A 15,397-nucleotide genomic window follows, 5' to 3' on the forward strand; every position below is an offset into this window, starting at 1 on the left:
CCTTACCGGCCGCCCAGCACCGACAGCGCCTGCTGCTGCCCGCTTTTGACAAAGGTGATGCGGCTGTCGCCGATGTCGGTGATCGTGCCGCCGTTGATCCGGTCGCCCAGCCGCAGAGTCAGCACCCGCCCGTTCGACAGGCGCACCAGGGCGCGGCTGGCCTTGCCCGCACCGATGGTGCCGATGATCTGGGTGCGGTTGATCTGGATGCCGTCCTTGACGGTCGCCGCAGTTCCGGCGGTGGTGGGCGTGCGCCCGTCGGGAATGCTGGCCACGACGTCGGGTTCGTCCTCGGCCTCGGGCGGGGCATAGCGCTGCTGGCGGGATGCGGCGGCGCGGGCCTCGGCCTCGGCCTGGGCGCGGGCGCGGGCTTCGGCGGCGGCGCGGGCCTGTGCCTCGGCTTGGGCGTCGGCGGCGGCGCGGGCACGGGTGCGGGCTTCCGCCTGGGCCTGCAATTCGGCATCCAGGCGGCGCTGTTCCGTCAGGGCGGCTGCCTCGGACTGGGCCTGGGCCGCGGCGCGCAGATCGTCGGGCGTGGGCGCCAGCGGGGCGGCGGCGACGGCGGCGGCCACCGCGGCGGCTCCGGCGCCCGCCGCGCGGCGTGGCGGGACCGCAGATGAACGAAGCGCCGTCAAAGCGACGGCGCCGGATGGAAAGGACGGTTCTGAAACGGCTGCCGCAACGGCCTGCTCGATGGCGCCGCGCGACAGGCTGGCATTGCCGGGGCCAGGGTCGCCTCGGGCGGCTGTCTGCGATCTGCCGGGACGGGCGGCGGGCCGGGCCGATCGGCCAAGCCCCGCGGCCGATGGCGCGGGGCCGCGCGGCGCGTCCGCCACGGCCGCGGCCACCGCGTCCCGGACCGCGCGCTGCGAGGGGGCGGCGATCGCCACCGGCTTGCGGATCGGACGCGCCTCGGCAAGGCGGATCACCGCACCGCGTTCCGCATCGCTCAGCCCCGTGGCCCCTGCCTGGGCCGTACGCAGATCGCGCAGCAGCTTGGTCAGATCGCGCGCTTCCGTCGCCGTCAGGCGGGTCGGCTGGTCCTCCTCGCGGCGGCTGCCTTCTTCGATCCGGCTTTGCCGGTCGGGACGCGACGGGGGCCGCGCCGAGGATACGGCGGGCCTGACGGCGGGAACCGACGCCGCCGCCGGACGGGCCGCCCGTGTGATCGAGGCGGGCCGTTCCGCGGGCCGCCGCACCGAAGGAACCGTTTGCTCGGCCTGTGCGCGTTCCCGATAGGGCGGGGGATTGGCCGGGACTGCCGGGCGTGCATCGGTGCGGACCGGGGCGGCCGCCCGGACGGGTGCCACGCGCGGCGGACGGGCCGACGTGGCCAGCGACCGCGCCGCGGCGGTTGCCGCCGGGGACGCCGCCGGCGCGGCGACCTGGGCGGCCGGCGGGGCGGCCGGCGCAGGGGTTTCGGCAGGCTCGGCCACAGCCGCCCGCGATGCGTCGGACAGACCGTTCCCCATCGTGGCGGCACGGGTCGGCGCCTGCGCGGCTGCGGTTGCAGTTGCGGGCGGTGGGGCATTCAGCGCCTGGCCCAGCGGATCGTCGCCCTGCGCGGCGGCGGCTGCGGCGGGAGCGGGCGCGGGCAGGGCGCCCGCAGGATCGGCAGCGGCCTCGGCAACGGCATCAGGCGTCCGAGACGGGACAGACGGGGTCGCGTCACCCGTTTCCATCGGCCGGGGTGTCGCCGCCGGACCGGGCGAGGCAGGCGCGGCCGGTTGTTGCGCACCGATGGTCGCCGTTTCGGCCGCCGGTTCCGCCACCGCCGGCGGGGCAACGGTTCCTGCCGAGGCGGCGGGCGGGGTTGCGGCGGCATTGGTCGCGGGGGCCGGGGCGGACAGGATTTCCACTGGCTGGGGGGTGGGCACGGTCGCCGCGACCTGGGCCGGGGTCACGGCCTCGTCCGAGGGGCGGGCACCAAAGAAAGCCAGCACTACCAGCAGGCCCAGGACCAGCAACCCCATCATCATCGGCAGGCGGCCCGGATCAAGTTGCCGCAGCCGGGCCAGCAAGGCCGGGACGGGCGCTTTGCCGTCGGCTGCGGCATCACGGCCCGCGCGGGCCGCGCGGGCGCGGTCGTGCACGGCCTGGGCGCGCGGCGGCATCGGCCGGGGGGCGGCCGGGGCTTTGGAATCGCCATGCCGGATCACGCCCGGAGCAGGGGCCGCGACGGGGGCCGTAACGGGGGCCGCGACGGGCGCCGCAGCCAAGGCGGGCCCCGCATGTTCCACGGGCGATTCTACCTCAGGTTGCGGATCGGCATGGGGCAGGATCACATGCGGCACGATGCGGGACACGACAGGGGCCGCCCCCTGCGGGGCGGGCGCCGCCGGGGCGATCGGGTCGGACAGGACCGGATCGGTCACGCGGGCCTGGGTCAGGTCCGGTTCGCTGAAGGGTTGGCGGGTGAAACGGTCGTCGGCCAGACGGCTTTGCCCGAAATCCGGCTGGCCGTCGAAACGGCCGTCATCGGGGCGCGAGACGAAGCCCGACGGGCGGAACCCCTGGGCACGGGCAAAATCCTCGGCCTCCTCCAGCGTGCGGCGGGCGACGGCGGCGACGCGCAGGGTTTCAATGTCGCCGTTTTCGGACGGGCACCAGTCGAAGGCCAGTTCGTCGGCCGCGTAAGGCGTCATCGACTCCAGCGCGCGGGCGATGGCGGTGGGTGTGTCGGACCCCACCGGCACGGTCAGGACGGTATACAGAACCTGGTCGTCGGGAATCACCAGAACCGTGTCCAGGGCGCCCGGCACCACGCCCGCCCCGTCGCGCAGGGCGGCAAGGCGGGCGGTCATCTCTCGGCCGGCGAACGGGGCCTGTCCCAGCGGACGCCAGCCGTGCCCGTCGCGATGTTCCAGAAGAACCGCCTCGGACGTGAAGCTCATGGCGAATTCGGGCGGTGCGATATGTCTGTTCATGGGTTGGATCACTGCTCGGATTACGATCGCGTGTTGTGGGTCCGCGACTTGGTGGGATTGCGCCAGATCTACCGGAAATTGCGGGACGGGGAAAGACAAACTGGCGCAGCCGTGAACGGATTTGCGTTGAACCTTGCCCGTGGTGGCGGTGTTAGATGCGAAACGGGAATTTTCGCAAAAAGGACGGCACCATGATCCAGATTTCGCGCGGGCTGACACGGGCCGCCCTTGCCGCATCGACCGTTCTGGCGCTGGGCGCACCGGCGATGGCGATGCACGGAAAGGGCGGCCAATCCATGTGCCGCCCCGGCATGTCGCGCCTGACGGTGACGGGCCAGGGCGAGGCACGGGTCGCACCCGACATGGCCTCGATCCAGTTGGGGGTGACGACCCAGGCCGCCAGTGCGGCCGAGGCGATGGCCCGGAACGCTGAACGCCAGACCGCCGTGATCGCCGCGCTGCGCGACGCCGGGATCGAGCAGGCCGACGTGCAGACCTCGGGGCTGAGCCTCAATCCGGTGATGGATTACGGCGAAGGCCGGGCGCCGACCGTGACCGGCTATCAGGCCAGCAACATGGTGACGGTCCGGGTCGCCGACGTGCCCCGCCTGGGCGAGGTGCTGGATGCCATCGTCGCGGCCGGCGCGAACGAGATCAACGGCATCAGCTTCACCCGCGACGACAGCGCCGCCACCGAAGACGAGGCCCGCCGCGAAGCCGTCGCGGATGCCCGGCGCAAGGCCGAGGTTCTGGCCGAGGCGGCGGATCTGACGCTGGGTCCGGTTCTGGTGCTGCGCGATTCCCCCGCCCCGGAGGGTCCGCGCCCGATGATGATGGAAGCGCGCGCGGCGTCGGATTCGGCGGGCGTCCCCATTGCCGCAGGCGAGGTGGCGATGACCGCCATGGTTGAAATGCAATTTGCCCTGACCGGCCAGGATTGTGGCCCGATGGGCGGCAAGGGCCGCCATGGCGGCGACCATGGCCGCATGGAACAAGGCGCTCCGGCGATGCCGGACAACGGCGCCCCGGCCCCGATGCCGCATCACGGCGCGCCCGATCCGACGGGCGGCGGCGCCCAGTTGCCGCCCGGCCATCCGCCCGTTCCGGGCATGGAAGCCCCCTCCCTCGAGGGGGAACCCGCGTCCCCTTCGTCCCCGCCTGCATCCGACAGCGACCCGGCAGCCACCGCGCCGGGCGATCTGCCGCCGCCGCTGGGCACCGATACCGGCGCCCCCGAACCCGACGAACCCGTGGTGCCCCTGGGCGATGACCCGGCAGGGGGGGATGCCCCGGCGGCGCCGCCTGCCGGGCAGGCCCCGTCGAACTGAACGGGCGATCGGACGGGGGGCCGTCAGGCCCCCTGCCTCAGGCGACCGCCGCCGCCAGGGCCTGATCCAGGTCGGCGATCAGATCGGCCGGATCCTCGATCCCGATGGACAGGCGCAGCAGGTCGGGGGCCGCCCCGGCGGCGCGCTGCTGTGCCTCGGTCAATTGCCGGTGCGTGGTCGATGCCGAATGGATGACCAGCGACCGCGCATCGCCCAGGTTCGCCACATGGCTGAACAGCTTCAACGCGCCCACCAGCTTGACCGCCGCGTCATAGCCGCCCTTGACCGAAAACGTGAACAGCGCCCCCGCGCCCTTGGGATACAGCCGCTGCGCCGTCGCGTTCCAGGGCGAGGATGCCAGCCCGGCATAGGTCACGGCGGTCACGCGCGGATCGTTTTCCAGCCAGTCCGCGACGGTCTGCGCGTTTTCGACATGGCGGGCCATGCGCAGGCCCAATGTCTCGATCCCCATCAGCGTGTAATGGGCGCCCTGCGGGTTCATGGTCATGCCCAGGTCGCGCAGCCCGATGGCGATGGAATGGAAGGTAAAGGCCGCCGGGCCGAAGGTTTCGTGGAATTTCAGCCCGTGATAGGCGGGTTCGGGGTCAGACAGGCTGGGAAACTTGCCGGACGCCGACCAGTCAAAGGCACCGCTGTCCACCACGGCGCCGCCCGTCACCGTGCCGTTGCCGGTCATGTATTTCGTCAGGCTGTGGACGACCAGGGTTGCCCCCATCCCAAGGGGCTTGCACAGATACGGGGTGGCCAGCGTGTTGTCCACGATCAGCGGGATGCCTGCGGCGTCCGTGATCCCGGCCACCGCCGGGATGTCGGTGACATAGCCGCCCGGATTGCTGATCGATTCGCAGAACACCGCGCGGGTGTCGCCGTCGATGGCGGCAGCCAGGGCGTCCAGGTCGTCGAAATCGACGAACTTGGCCGACCAGCCGAACCGCCGGATCGTGTGGCTGAACTGCGTGACCGTGCCACCGTACAACCGGGTCGAGGCGACGATGTTGCGCCCCGGCGCCATCAGCGGAAACAGCGCCATGATCTGCGCGGCATGGCCCGACGAACAGCAGACCGCGCCCGCGCCGCCTTCCAGCGCGGCGACGCGGTTCTGCAACGCGCCGACGGTCGGATTGGTCAGGCGGGAATAGATATAGCCGACCTCTTGCAGCCCGAACAGGCGGGCGGCGTGGTCGGTGTCCCTGAAGACATAGGATGTCGTCTGATAGATCGGCACCTGCCGTGCGCCGGTCGCGGGATCGGGCGCGGTCCCGGCATGGATCGCGGTCGTGTCAAAGCCCTGTGTCATCGTGCCCCCCTTTGGCCGTCTTGGCGCAAAGTCTAGGCCGACGGGGCTAAGCCTCGCAACGTCAAAGAAATCCTGATGGCGGGGCTTGGCCGCAGACCCTTCTACAGGGGCCGGTTATAGCGGATGAAGGGCGTGCGCACGCCGACCCGGTCATACAGCGTCCGCCCCGCATAGTTGAATTCCTGGGTCAGCCAATAGACGCGCGGACGGCCCGCCGCATCGGCCGCGGCATAGACCCCTTCGATCAGGGCGCGCGCCACGCCCCGGCCTCGTGCCTGGTCCGCGGTGAACAGGTCTTGCAGATAGCAGACGCCTTCGGGAAACCACATGTGCGGATGAAAGACGTAATGGGTCAGGCCCAGCAACCGGCCGTCCTCCTCGGCCACTAGACCGTGAAAATCATCCGGCCTGTCCGCCGCAAGCCGGTCGAACACCGCGTCGAAGAAATCCTGCGGCAGGTCGGGGCGATCGTAGAACCGGTGATAGCCGTCATAGAGATGCTGCCACTGTTCCCTGTCCTGGGCGGCCAGGGGACGGACGATCATCGCTGTCTCCGTGCCATGAAGGCCAGCTTTTCGAACAGGGCTACGTCCTGTTCGTTCTTCAACAGGGCGCCGTGCAGGCGGGGCAGCATGGTGTGCGGTTCGCGGTGCAGATCCTCGGGCGCCAGATCCTCGGCCAGGATCAGCTTCAGCCAGTCCAGCAGTTCGCTGGTCGATGGCTTTTTCCTAAGCCCCGGCGTGTCGCGCAGATCGAAAAACTGGTGCAGGGCCTGATCCAGCAGTCCGCGTTTCAGGCCGGGATAATGGACATCGACGATGGCTCGCAGGGTGTCGGCATCGGGAAAGCGGATGTAATGGAAGAAGCAGCGGCGCAGGAAGGCGTCCGGCAGATCCTTTTCGTTGTTCGACGTGATGACGACCACCGGGCGATGCGCGGCCCGGATCGTTTCCCCTGTCTCGTAAACGTGAAATTCCATCCGGTCCAGTTCCTGCAACAGGTCGTTCGGGAACTCGATATCGGCCTTGTCGATCTCGTCGATCAGCAGGACGACCTTCCGCGGCGCCTCGAACGCCTGCCACAGCTTGCCCTTGCGGATATAGTTCGACACGTCATGAACCCGCTCATCGCCCAGCTGGCTGTCGCGCAGACGGGACACGGCATCGTATTCGTAAAGGCCATTCTGCGCTTTGGTCGTTGATTTGACGTGCCATTCGATGATCGGCAGATCCAGGCTGGCGGCGATCTGCCGGGCCAGTTCCGTCTTGCCGGTTCCCGGTTCCCCCTTGACCAGCAACGGCCGCTCCAGCGTCACGGCGGCGTTGACCGCCATCGCCAGGTCGGGCGGGGCGACGTATCGGTCGGTGCCGGTGAACTGCATGAAAACTCTCCTTTCGGGTGAACCGCTTGGCTGAAGGCAACGCACAGGATCATTTGTGTTCAATCTGTCGTCGTTTCGCCTAGTGACAAGCAGGACGTCATACTTTAAGGGGGCGCGCAAGGTGTCGGTTTCCGTTCCAGCCCGGCGCCGCCGGAGAGAGTTTATGAAAGCCCAGACCTTTCTGCCCCAGGACTATCGTCCCGCCGAGGATGAGCCGTTCATGAACGATCGGCAGCTTGAATACTTCCGCCGCAAGCTGGAAACCTGGAAGCAGGAACTGCTGGACCAATCCGCCGAAACGCTGGAAGGGCTGCAAGACAGCGCCCGGTCCGTTCCCGATCTGGCCGACCGCGCGTCCGAGGAAACCGACCGCGCCCTGGAACTGCGCACCCGCGACCGCCAGCGCAAGCTTGTCAGCAAGATCGACGCCGCCCTGCGCCGGATCGAGACCGGTGAATACGGCTATTGCGAGAGGACCGGCGAACCGATCAGCCTGCGCCGGCTGGACGCCCGCCCCATCGCCACCATGACGCTGGAAGCGCAGGAGCGTCACGAGCGCCGTGAACGGGTCCATCGCGACGATTGACGCCCCATGACCGGCGCGCTGAACGGTCGCCCGGTCGTCATCGTCGGCGGCGGCGTCGCGGGCCTGACCGCTGCCCTTGCGCTGCGGCAGCGTGGTGCCGACGCGACCGTGCTGGAACGTGCGCCCGCCTTGGCCGAGGTCGGGGCAGGGCTGCAACTCTCTCCCAATGCGATGCGGGTTCTGGATGCCCTGGGCCTTGTCCCGGCGCTTGACGCCGTGTCATTGCCCAGCCGTGCGGTGCGGCTGCGCGATGCGCAGGGGGCGGATGTCGTGCGGCTGGATCTGGCCCGCCACCGGCCGGGCGCCCGTTTCCGTTTCATCCACCGGGCGCGGCTGATCGAGGTGCTGGAGCAGGCGGCACGGCAGGCCGGGGTGCGGATCCATCTGGCACAGGACATCGCGGCGCCCCCCGATGCGCCGCTGCTGATCGGCGCTGACGGCCTGCACAGCCGTATCCGCGCTGCCCTGAACGGGCGCGAGGTTCCCTTTTTCACCGGCCAGACCGCCTGGCGCGCGGTGATCGCGGATGGCGATCAGACCCCCGAGGCGCAAGTCTTCATGGGGCCGGGCCGCCATCTGGTCAGCTATCCGCTGGCGGGGGGACTGCGCAACATCGTGGCGGTCCTGGAAACCCGCGACTGGCAGGACGAAGGCTGGTCGCGCCCCGACGATCCCGTCAACCTGCGCGCAGCCTTCGCGGGTTTCCGGGGGCCAGTGCCCGCTTGGCTGGCACGGGTGGACCGGGTCCATGTCTGGGGCCTGTTCCGCCACCCGGTCGCGTCCCGCTGGCAGGATGGCCGCATGGCGATCCTGGGCGACGCTGCCCATCCGACGCTGCCGTTCATGGCCCAGGGGGCGTGCATGGCGATCGAGGACGCCTGGACTCTGGCCGCCTGCCTGGATGAGGCGCCGGACCAGACCGCCGCCCTTGCGCGCTGTGAAACCCTGCGCATTCCCCGCGCGACGCGCATCGTCGCGGCGGCGAACGACAACGCGCGCAATTATCACCTGACCGGGCCGAAACGGCTGGCCGCCCACGCGGCCCTGCGGATCGGAGGCAAGGTCGCGCCAGGGGCGATCCTGTCACGCTTCGACTGGATCTACGACTTCGATCCGGTGGCGGAAAAGCCCTGAACCCTTTGCCTTGGCAAAAATATCCTGCGGGGGTCCGGGGGCGCAAAGCCCCCCGGTATGCCTCAGGCCGCCTTTTCCACCGCAGCGACGATCCCGTCCACGACCTCGCGCAGGACAGTTTCGTTCTCGGCCTCGGCCATGACGCGGATCAGGGGTTCGGTGCCGGACTTGCGGATCAGGACGCGGCCGGTCCCCGCCAGACGCGCCTCGGCCTCGGCGATGACCGTGCGGACCTCGGTTGCCGACAGCGGATCGGCACCGGCGGCATAGCGGACGTTCTTCAGCATCTGCGGCACCGGGTCGAACTGCGCGGCAAGGCGGCTGGCGCTGTCGCCCGTGTCGGCCATCGCGGCCAGAACCTGCATGGCGGCGATCAGCCCGTCGCCGGTGGTGGCGTAATCGGTCATCACGATATGGCCCGACTGTTCGCCGCCCAGGTTGAAGCCCCCTTCGCGCATCCGTTCCACCACATAGCGGTCGCCGACCCTTGTGCGTTCCAGCCGCAGGCCGCGCCCGGCCAGGAAATGCTCCAGCCCCAGGTTTGACATCACCGTCGCCACCAGGGCATTGCCGCGCAGCCGTCCCTGTTCTGCCCAGCGGGCGGCCATCAGCGCCATGATCTGATCGCCGTCGGCCACGCAGCCCTTTTCGTCGACGATGATGACCCGGTCGGCGTCGCCATCCAGGCTGATGCCCAGATGCGCGCCATGGGCCAGGACCGCGGCCGCGCAGGCCTCGGGATGGGTCGATCCGACGCCCGCGTTGATGTTGAAGCCGTCGGGCTTGACGCCCACCGGGATCACCTCGGCGCCCAGTTCCCACAGCACGTCGGGGGCGGCGCGATAGGCCGCGCCGTTGGCGCAATCGATCACCACCCGCAGCCCGTCCAGCCGCTGGCCCGCCGGAAAGGTCGTCTTGGCGTATTCCACATAACGCCCGCGCCCGTCGTCGATGCGCTTGGCCCGGCCGATGTTGGCGGGCTGGGCCGGGGCGATGTCGCCCGCGACGATGGCTTCGATGGCGGCCTCGGCCTCGTCGGACAGCTTGAAGCCGTCGGGACCAAAGAACTTGATGCCGTTGTCTTCCGCCGGGTTGTGGCTGGCGGAAATCATGATGCCCACATCCGCCCGCATCGACCGCGTCAGGTATCCCACGGCGGGGGTCGGCACCGGACCCAGCAGCAGCACGTTCATTCCGGTGCTGGTCAGCCCCGCCGTCAGCGCGTTTTCCAGCATGTATCCCGACAGGCGCGTGTCCTTGCCGATCACGACGCGGTGCGCGCTGTCGTCGCCCGCGCGCCGGAAATACCGCCCCGCCGCCGCGCCCAGCCGCAGCGCCATGTCCGCCGTCATGGGATGGGTGTTGGCGCGGCCCCGCACGCCGTCCGTTCCGAACAAGCCTCTGCTCATCGTTCTGCCTTTTCGTCGTTATTGACGGCCTGCCACAGCCGCATTGCCTGAATCACGTCGCGCACATCGTGAACGCGGTGAATCTGCACCCCCTGGGTCATCGCCGCAAGGGTCAGCGCCACGGTGCCGGGCGCCCGACCGGCGGGATCGTCCGCCTTGCCGATAGCGCCGATGAACCGCTTGCGCGACACGCCCAGCAGGATCGCGCAGCCCAAACCGTGATACAGCGAAATCCGCCGCAGGATGGCCAGATTGTGCGCCTGGGTCTTGCCGAAACCGATGCCTGGATCGACGACGATCCGGGCGCGGGGGATGCCTGCCGCCTCGGCCCGCCGGATCCGCGCGTCAAGCGCGTCATAGACGTCCAGCAGCACGTCGCCATAGCGCGGATCGTCCTGCATGGTGGCGGGCAGTCCCTGGGCGTGCATCAGGCAGACCGGGATCTGCGCCTGGGCCACGAGGGGGGCAAGGTCCGGGTCGAAGTCGAACCCCGACACGTCGTTGACCATTGCCGCCCCGGCATCCAGCGCGGCCCGCGCCACGGCGGCCTTGCGGGTGTCGGCGGAAACGGGGGCGCTGCCGGACAGCGCGCGGATTGCCGGAACGATGCGGTCGATTTCATCGGGCACCGGCACCTCGGCCGCGCCGGGGCGGGTGGATTCGCCGCCGATGTCCAGAATGTCAGCGCCATCCCCGATCAGCTGTCGGCCATGGGTGGCGGGGTCGTACAGCCCGCCGTCGGAAAAGCTGTCGGGCGTGGCGTTGACGATGCCCATGACGCGCGGCCGGTCCAGCGGCAGACCGACCAGATCGGCGCGGGGCGCGGTCAGCGCGGCCAGCACCGGCGCCGGAACGTCGTCGCCGATCCGGGGGGGCCGGCCGCGTTCCAGAACCTCGACCTGCGAAAACCGCGCCCATCCTCCTGCAAGAAGGTGACGGCCATGGGAAATGGGAAGGGGACGATAATAAAGCGTCATTCCGCCCCCCCGTCGACACGACCGACCTGCGCGGCCAGCCCATCGGGCGGAAAGGGCAGGGCGGCGGCTGTCGTGAAATCGACACGCTTCGCCCGCAGGCGCGCGGCTAGCCAGAAGGCCAGGGCGCCGGCCTCGACCGGGACAGCCGGGGCTTCGACCGCCAGACGCGCGGGCGCCCAGACCACAGGGCGTTCGTCATGGATGGCGGCGTCCAGTTCGGTCCGGGTCTCGGCGACCTCAAGCCCCAGAACGCCGGCCAGGCCCCATGCCGCCTGATCGAAACCCAGCAGGGCGATGCGCCGGGCGTCGCCGCCCGAAGGCAGCGGCCGGACAGGATCATGGGGCAGGACGATGACCCCCCCCGGCGGCAGAACCGCCGGACGGCCGACGACGATCCGCACAGGCCAGTGTTGCGCCGCGACCGCCACCCGTCCCGCGTCGCGACGGATGGTGATGCCCAGGGCGCCCGGTCCGCGATCCAGCTTTTCCACCGTGACCGTGATGGCGGCGGCCTGGGGATGGGCCAGAACCTCGGCCGCAATGCGTTCGGCCAGGGTCTCGACCAGATTATAGCGTTGATCGGCCAGGGCTGCATCGACCGCTTGGACCAGCACGTCATAGGACAGGATCCGGTCGACCTGATCGTCCCCGGCATCCACCGGGTCGCGCAGATCGACGGTCAGCGCAAACCGCAGGCGCTGTTCGTGTCCGCGTTCGGACTGAAAGGCGCCTATGTCGGCCTGGAGGATGTGGTCGCGCAGGTGGATGCGGTCGGGCTGGATCATGCCAGCCATTCACAGCAAATCCGCGCGGCAGGCAAGCCCGGCCTAGTTCGACGCGACCCGCTGGCCCCCCGGACGATAGAAGATGTGCTGTCCGATCTGCACGGTCCGCTGGAACCGGCGCGACCAGGAGGGGCGGACGGCGGGGGTGTGGAAATAGGTGGCGCCGCCGGTCAGGATGCGGGGCGCGCCGGCCAGGGCGTTGCGGGCGATGTCGCGCGCGCGCAGATAGGCGGACTTGTTGCGGATCGGCTTGGCCCCGCCGATGGTATAGCTGAACTGGCTGGGCTGGTTCACCACCCCGCAAACCGACGACGCGAACTGGTTGCTGTCCACGCGGTTCAGGATCACCTCGGCCACGGCCTGCTGGCCACGCGCGCTTTCGCCCCGCGCCTCGAAATAGATGGCCTCGGCCATGCAGTTCAGGTCGCGTTCGTTGAACCGGCCGCGTTCGGTGCGGGCCGTGCTGGCCAGAAACAGGTTCGCATCGGAATTTTCGGCGACGGCGGGGATTTCCGTCTTCACAGGTTCGTCACCCGTGTATAGAAGCGGCGTCGGACGGGCCGCCTGTCGCGTGGCCTGCGCCGCGCCGAACAGCCCGCCATCCGAGGAGAACAGGGATCCGTTGCCGGCGCTGGCGTTTGCGGCATTAAGGGTCAGGGCGGCGGCGCACAGGCAAAGAGGCGCCATCCGCTGAAGCAGCGTTTTCATATCGTTTCCTATAACCGGACCGGATGGACAGGTCGTTAAGATCACGGCGCTTCCAGGGCAGGTGGGCGCCGCAGCGATCGGTGGAATGATTACGGTTTTAGCGTTCCACGCTGCCATGGAACTTTTCCGTCAGATGCCAGGATCCGGCAAAACCGGCCTTTTCCGGCAGCATCTTGCCGACATCCGGCGGCCCGACCGGCGGAATCTGGCAGAATAACAACTGTCGGGCGTATAGGGGGCGGACCGCAACACGCTGTCCAGACGCGATTTATTCGCAGGACGGCGTGGCGAATCGATCAGCCTTCCTCGTGGCGCCGGCGCGCGCGCAGGGCCGATTGGGCCGCCGCCAGCCGGGCCACGGGCACCCGGAACGGCGAACAGGACACATAGTCGAAGCCCGCATCGTGGCAGAATGCGATCGATTCGGGATTGCCGCCGTGTTCGCCGCAGACCGAGATGGTGATCCCCGGATGCTGCTGGCGCGCGCGCTGCGCGCCGGTCAGCAACAGCTCGCCCACGCCGTCCTGATCCAGGCAATGGAACGGATCCTCGGCATAGACGCCCTGGCCGACATAGGTGCCCATGAATCGGCCCGCGTCGTCGCGCGACAGGCCATAGGTCATCTGCGTCAGGTCGTTCGTGCCAAAGGACAGGAACGCGGAATGGGCCGCGATGTCGCCCGCCCGCAGGCAGGCGCGCGGCGTTTCCACCATAACCCCCAGGCGATAGGCAAAATCGGCATGACGGTCGTTCCGGACGGCGGCGGCGACCGCGTCGATGCGGTTCTTGACCAGCTCGACCTCTCGCATGGCGCTGACCAGGGGGATCATGATTTCCGGCACGACCGGATCGCCCTTGCGGCTGGCCTCGACCGTGGCCTCGAAGATGGCGCGGGCCTGCATGTCATAGATCTCGGGGACGGTGATCCCCAGCCGCACCCCGCGCATTCCCAGCATCGGGTTGAATTCGGTCAGCGCCTCGACCCTTCGGGTCACGTCGGACAAGGGCAGGTCCAGGGAATCGGCCAGCTCGCGCAGGCCTTCGCGGTCTTGGGGCAGGAATTCGTGCAGGGGGGGGTCGAACAGGCGGATGGTGACGGGCAATCCGGCCATGATTTCGAACAGCGCGGTGAAATCCTGGCGCTGCATGGGCAGGATGCGATCCAGGGCCAGGCGGCGGTCCTGGGGGCTGTCGGCAAAGATCATCTCGCGCATGGCGGGCAGGCGGTCGGCGTCGAAGAACATGTGTTCGGTGCGGCACAGGCCGATGCCCTGCGCGTTGAAGCGCCGCGCGGTCATCGCGTCCTCGGGCGTGTCGGCGTTGGCGCGCACGCCGATGCCGCCGGCCGCGTCAGCCCAGTCCAGAAGCTGGGCGAAGTTGTCGTCGAGCGCCGGTTCCAGCAGCGGCACGCGGCCCGCCAGAACCTCGCCCGAGGATCCGTCGATGGTGATCTCGTCCCCCTCGCGCAGGGTGGCGCTGCCTGCGCGGAGGGTCCGATGGCGCGTGTCGATGCTGATTCCCGTGGCGCCGACGATGCAGGGCAGGCCCATGCCGCGCGCGATCACCGCCGCATGGCTGGTGGTGCCGCCGCGTTCGGTCAGCACGCCGACGGATGCGTGCATCCCGCGAATGTCCTCGGGGACGGTTTCGCGCCGCACCAGGATGCAGGCCTCGTCGCGCGCCGCGGCCGCCTGGGCTGCGGCGGCGGTAAAGACGATGCGCCCGGTCGCCGCGCCGGGGCTGGCGTTGATGCCGCGCGCGATGACGTCGCGCGGCGCGCGCGGATCGACCTGCTGGTGCAGCAGATCCGCCAGCGCGCGGGGTTCGACCCGCATCACGGCCTCGGATTCCGGGATGATGCCGTCGCGCGCCATCGCCACGGCGATGCGCACGCTGGCGCGAGAGGTCCGCTGGACGCGGGTGGCGTCGATGATCCAGACCCGGCCATCCACGACCACAAACTCGATCTGCATTTCCTCTCGCAGCCGTTCGCGGGCAGCGACGCCGAACCGGATCAGGTCGGCAAAGACCTCGGGCGCGGATTCCTCCAGCGATGGGCCGCGTTCGTCGCGGGTCAGGAACTGCGTCTCGGCCCCGGCGCCTTCGGCTCCGCCGTGATGCTGGCGCTTGAACCGGCCCGTGACGCGCGGGGTGCCGGTCACGGAATCGACGAACTGGATGCTGCCCGATCCGCACAGGCCCGGCCCCAGCCCCAGGGCCATCTGCTGCACCACCAGCCCCAGCGGCGCGTCGGGGGGGGCGCCCTTGGCCTGCCGCAGCAGGCGGGCGGTGGGGCCGTCCCAAGCCCGCGCCATGGACCGCAGCACCTCGGCCAGCTGGGCGGCGGGATCCTGGGGGAAATCCTCGTCCGTCTCGTCGCGATAGCATTGCAGCGCCTCGGCCAGGGCATTGTCGCCGTCTTGGGCGAACATGTCGGGGTCAAGGCGCGCGATGTGGATGGCATAGCCCTGGACAAAGCGGCGATACAGCGTGTCGGCATTGGCCTGGCCGATCCGGTGGGCCAGCCGGTCGCGGGTACGATCGTTGATGCCCACGTTCAGAACCGTGCCCGGCCCGCCCCAGTCGGGCATCATGGCCGAAGGGCGGACGCTGACCAGTCGGTCGCCTTGGGCGAACAGATCGGCCAGCTTGGCCAAATCGACCGGCCTGCCCGTGGCAATGGCCTGCACCGATTCGGAGGGGATGGCAAAGCTGCGCGGCACGGGCAAGCGCATCCGGACCAGCCGTTGCAGGCATTTCGCGCGCCAGCCATGACAGGCGCGTTCCACCCCGGCCGAGGGGGTGATTTCGGTCACGTCGGGAAGGTCGCGCGGTTCCATGACG

Annotated in this window: 12 protein-coding genes; 3 read left to right on the plus strand and 9 right to left on the minus strand. The window is 69.7% G+C overall.

Annotated elements, in window-relative coordinates; all coding sequences use genetic code 11:
- Positions 1-2: 2 nt before the first annotated feature.
- Positions 3-2,927, minus strand: coding sequence for a hypothetical protein (locus CHB77_RS01815; protein ID WP_089386458.1), 2,925 nt, complete (start codon positions 2,925-2,927; stop codon positions 3-5).
- A 191-nt stretch (positions 2,928-3,118) separates the two neighbouring features.
- Here CHB77_RS01815 and CHB77_RS01820 point away from each other — a divergent pair, with 191 nt between their 5' ends.
- Positions 3,119-4,255 carry an SIMPL domain-containing protein gene (locus CHB77_RS01820; RefSeq protein ID WP_165456171.1) on the plus strand — a complete coding sequence of 379 codons (1,137 nt, stop codon included), beginning with the start codon at positions 3,119-3,121 and terminating at the stop codon, positions 4,253-4,255.
- Between the two features lie 37 nt (positions 4,256-4,292).
- Here CHB77_RS01820 and CHB77_RS01825 read toward each other — a convergent pair whose 3' ends face one another.
- The 3 genes from CHB77_RS01825 to CHB77_RS01835 all read right to left on the minus strand — a co-directional run bounded on the left by CHB77_RS01825 (position 4,293) and on the right by CHB77_RS01835 (position 6,954).
- A complete protein-coding gene (locus CHB77_RS01825) occupies positions 4,293-5,573 on the minus strand; it encodes an O-acetylhomoserine aminocarboxypropyltransferase/cysteine synthase family protein (RefSeq protein WP_089386460.1) in 1,281 nt (426 codons plus the stop codon).
- Positions 5,574-5,674: 101 nt separating this feature from the next.
- Positions 5,675-6,118, minus strand: a complete 444-nt coding sequence (locus CHB77_RS01830) for a GNAT family N-acetyltransferase (RefSeq protein WP_165456170.1) — start codon at positions 6,116-6,118, stop codon at positions 5,675-5,677.
- Complete coding sequence (locus CHB77_RS01835; protein WP_089386461.1) at positions 6,115-6,954, minus strand: AAA family ATPase; 840 nt, start codon at positions 6,952-6,954, stop codon at positions 6,115-6,117. Before CHB77_RS01835 ends, CHB77_RS01830 begins: the two co-directional genes overlap by 4 nt.
- Positions 6,955-7,117: 163 nt before the next feature.
- Between CHB77_RS01835 and dksA the strand changes: the two genes are divergently transcribed.
- Positions 7,118-7,540, plus strand: coding sequence for an RNA polymerase-binding protein DksA (dksA, locus tag CHB77_RS01840; RefSeq protein ID WP_089386462.1), 423 nt, complete (start codon positions 7,118-7,120; stop codon positions 7,538-7,540).
- Between the two features lie 6 nt (positions 7,541-7,546).
- Positions 7,547-8,674: an FAD-dependent oxidoreductase gene (locus CHB77_RS01845; RefSeq protein WP_089386463.1), complete on the plus strand. Its 1,128-nt coding sequence runs from the start codon at positions 7,547-7,549 to the stop codon at positions 8,672-8,674.
- A 62-nt stretch (positions 8,675-8,736) separates the two neighbouring features.
- Here CHB77_RS01845 and glmM read toward each other — a convergent pair whose 3' ends face one another.
- The 5 genes from glmM to CHB77_RS01870 form a co-directional block, all read right to left on the minus strand.
- Positions 8,737-10,083, minus strand: coding sequence for a phosphoglucosamine mutase (gene glmM / locus CHB77_RS01850; RefSeq protein WP_089386464.1), 1,347 nt, complete (start codon positions 10,081-10,083; stop codon positions 8,737-8,739).
- Positions 10,080-11,060 carry a dihydropteroate synthase gene (gene folP, locus CHB77_RS01855; protein WP_089386465.1) on the minus strand — a complete coding sequence of 327 codons (981 nt, stop codon included), beginning with the start codon at positions 11,058-11,060 and terminating at the stop codon, positions 10,080-10,082. The genes glmM and folP overlap by 4 nt, the downstream gene beginning before the upstream one ends.
- Positions 11,057-11,854 (minus strand): dihydroneopterin aldolase, encoded by a 798-nt coding sequence (locus tag CHB77_RS01860; RefSeq protein WP_089386466.1) that lies wholly within the window; start codon positions 11,852-11,854, stop codon positions 11,057-11,059. The genes folP and CHB77_RS01860 overlap by 4 nt, the downstream gene beginning before the upstream one ends.
- A gap of 33 nt (positions 11,855-11,887) precedes the next feature.
- The gene (locus CHB77_RS01865) at positions 11,888-12,553 is read right to left on the minus strand and encodes a cell wall hydrolase (protein WP_165456169.1); all 666 of its coding nucleotides are present in this window, start codon (positions 12,551-12,553) and stop codon (positions 11,888-11,890) included.
- Positions 12,554-12,849: 296 nt separating this feature from the next.
- Positions 12,850-15,393 carry a putative PEP-binding protein gene (locus CHB77_RS01870; protein WP_089386467.1) on the minus strand — a complete coding sequence of 848 codons (2,544 nt, stop codon included), beginning with the start codon at positions 15,391-15,393 and terminating at the stop codon, positions 12,850-12,852.
- Positions 15,394-15,397: the final 4 nt, after the last annotated feature.

The sequence above is a fragment of the Paracoccus sediminis genome (assembly GCF_900188295.1).
Lineage (GTDB): Bacteria > Pseudomonadota > Alphaproteobacteria > Rhodobacterales > Rhodobacteraceae > Paracoccus > Paracoccus sediminis.

Bases quoted from the DNA above. Each gene is read 5' to 3' on its own strand.
- CHB77_RS01815 (WP_089386458.1), bottom strand. From the start codon at position 2,927: ATGAACAGACATATCGCACCGCCCGAATTCGCCATGAGCTTCACGTCC.
- CHB77_RS01820 (WP_165456171.1), top strand. From the start codon at position 3,119: ATGATCCAGATTTCGCGCGGGCTGACACGGGCCGCCCTTGCCGCATCG.
- CHB77_RS01825 (WP_089386460.1), bottom strand. From the start codon at position 5,573: ATGACACAGGGCTTTGACACGACCGCGATCCATGCCGGGACCGCGCCC.
- CHB77_RS01830 (WP_165456170.1), bottom strand. From the start codon at position 6,118: ATGATCGTCCGTCCCCTGGCCGCCCAGGACAGGGAACAGTGGCAGCAT.
- CHB77_RS01835 (WP_089386461.1), bottom strand. From the start codon at position 6,954: ATGCAGTTCACCGGCACCGACCGATACGTCGCCCCGCCCGACCTGGCG.
- dksA (WP_089386462.1), top strand. From the start codon at position 7,118: ATGAAAGCCCAGACCTTTCTGCCCCAGGACTATCGTCCCGCCGAGGAT.
- CHB77_RS01845 (WP_089386463.1), top strand. From the start codon at position 7,547: ATGACCGGCGCGCTGAACGGTCGCCCGGTCGTCATCGTCGGCGGCGGC.
- glmM (WP_089386464.1), bottom strand. From the start codon at position 10,083: ATGAGCAGAGGCTTGTTCGGAACGGACGGCGTGCGGGGCCGCGCCAAC.
- folP (WP_089386465.1), bottom strand. From the start codon at position 11,060: ATGACGCTTTATTATCGTCCCCTTCCCATTTCCCATGGCCGTCACCTT.
- CHB77_RS01860 (WP_089386466.1), bottom strand. From the start codon at position 11,854: ATGGCTGGCATGATCCAGCCCGACCGCATCCACCTGCGCGACCACATC.
- CHB77_RS01865 (WP_165456169.1), bottom strand. From the start codon at position 12,553: ATGAAAACGCTGCTTCAGCGGATGGCGCCTCTTTGCCTGTGCGCCGCC.
- CHB77_RS01870 (WP_089386467.1), bottom strand. From the start codon at position 15,393: ATGGAACCGCGCGACCTTCCCGACGTGACCGAAATCACCCCCTCGGCC.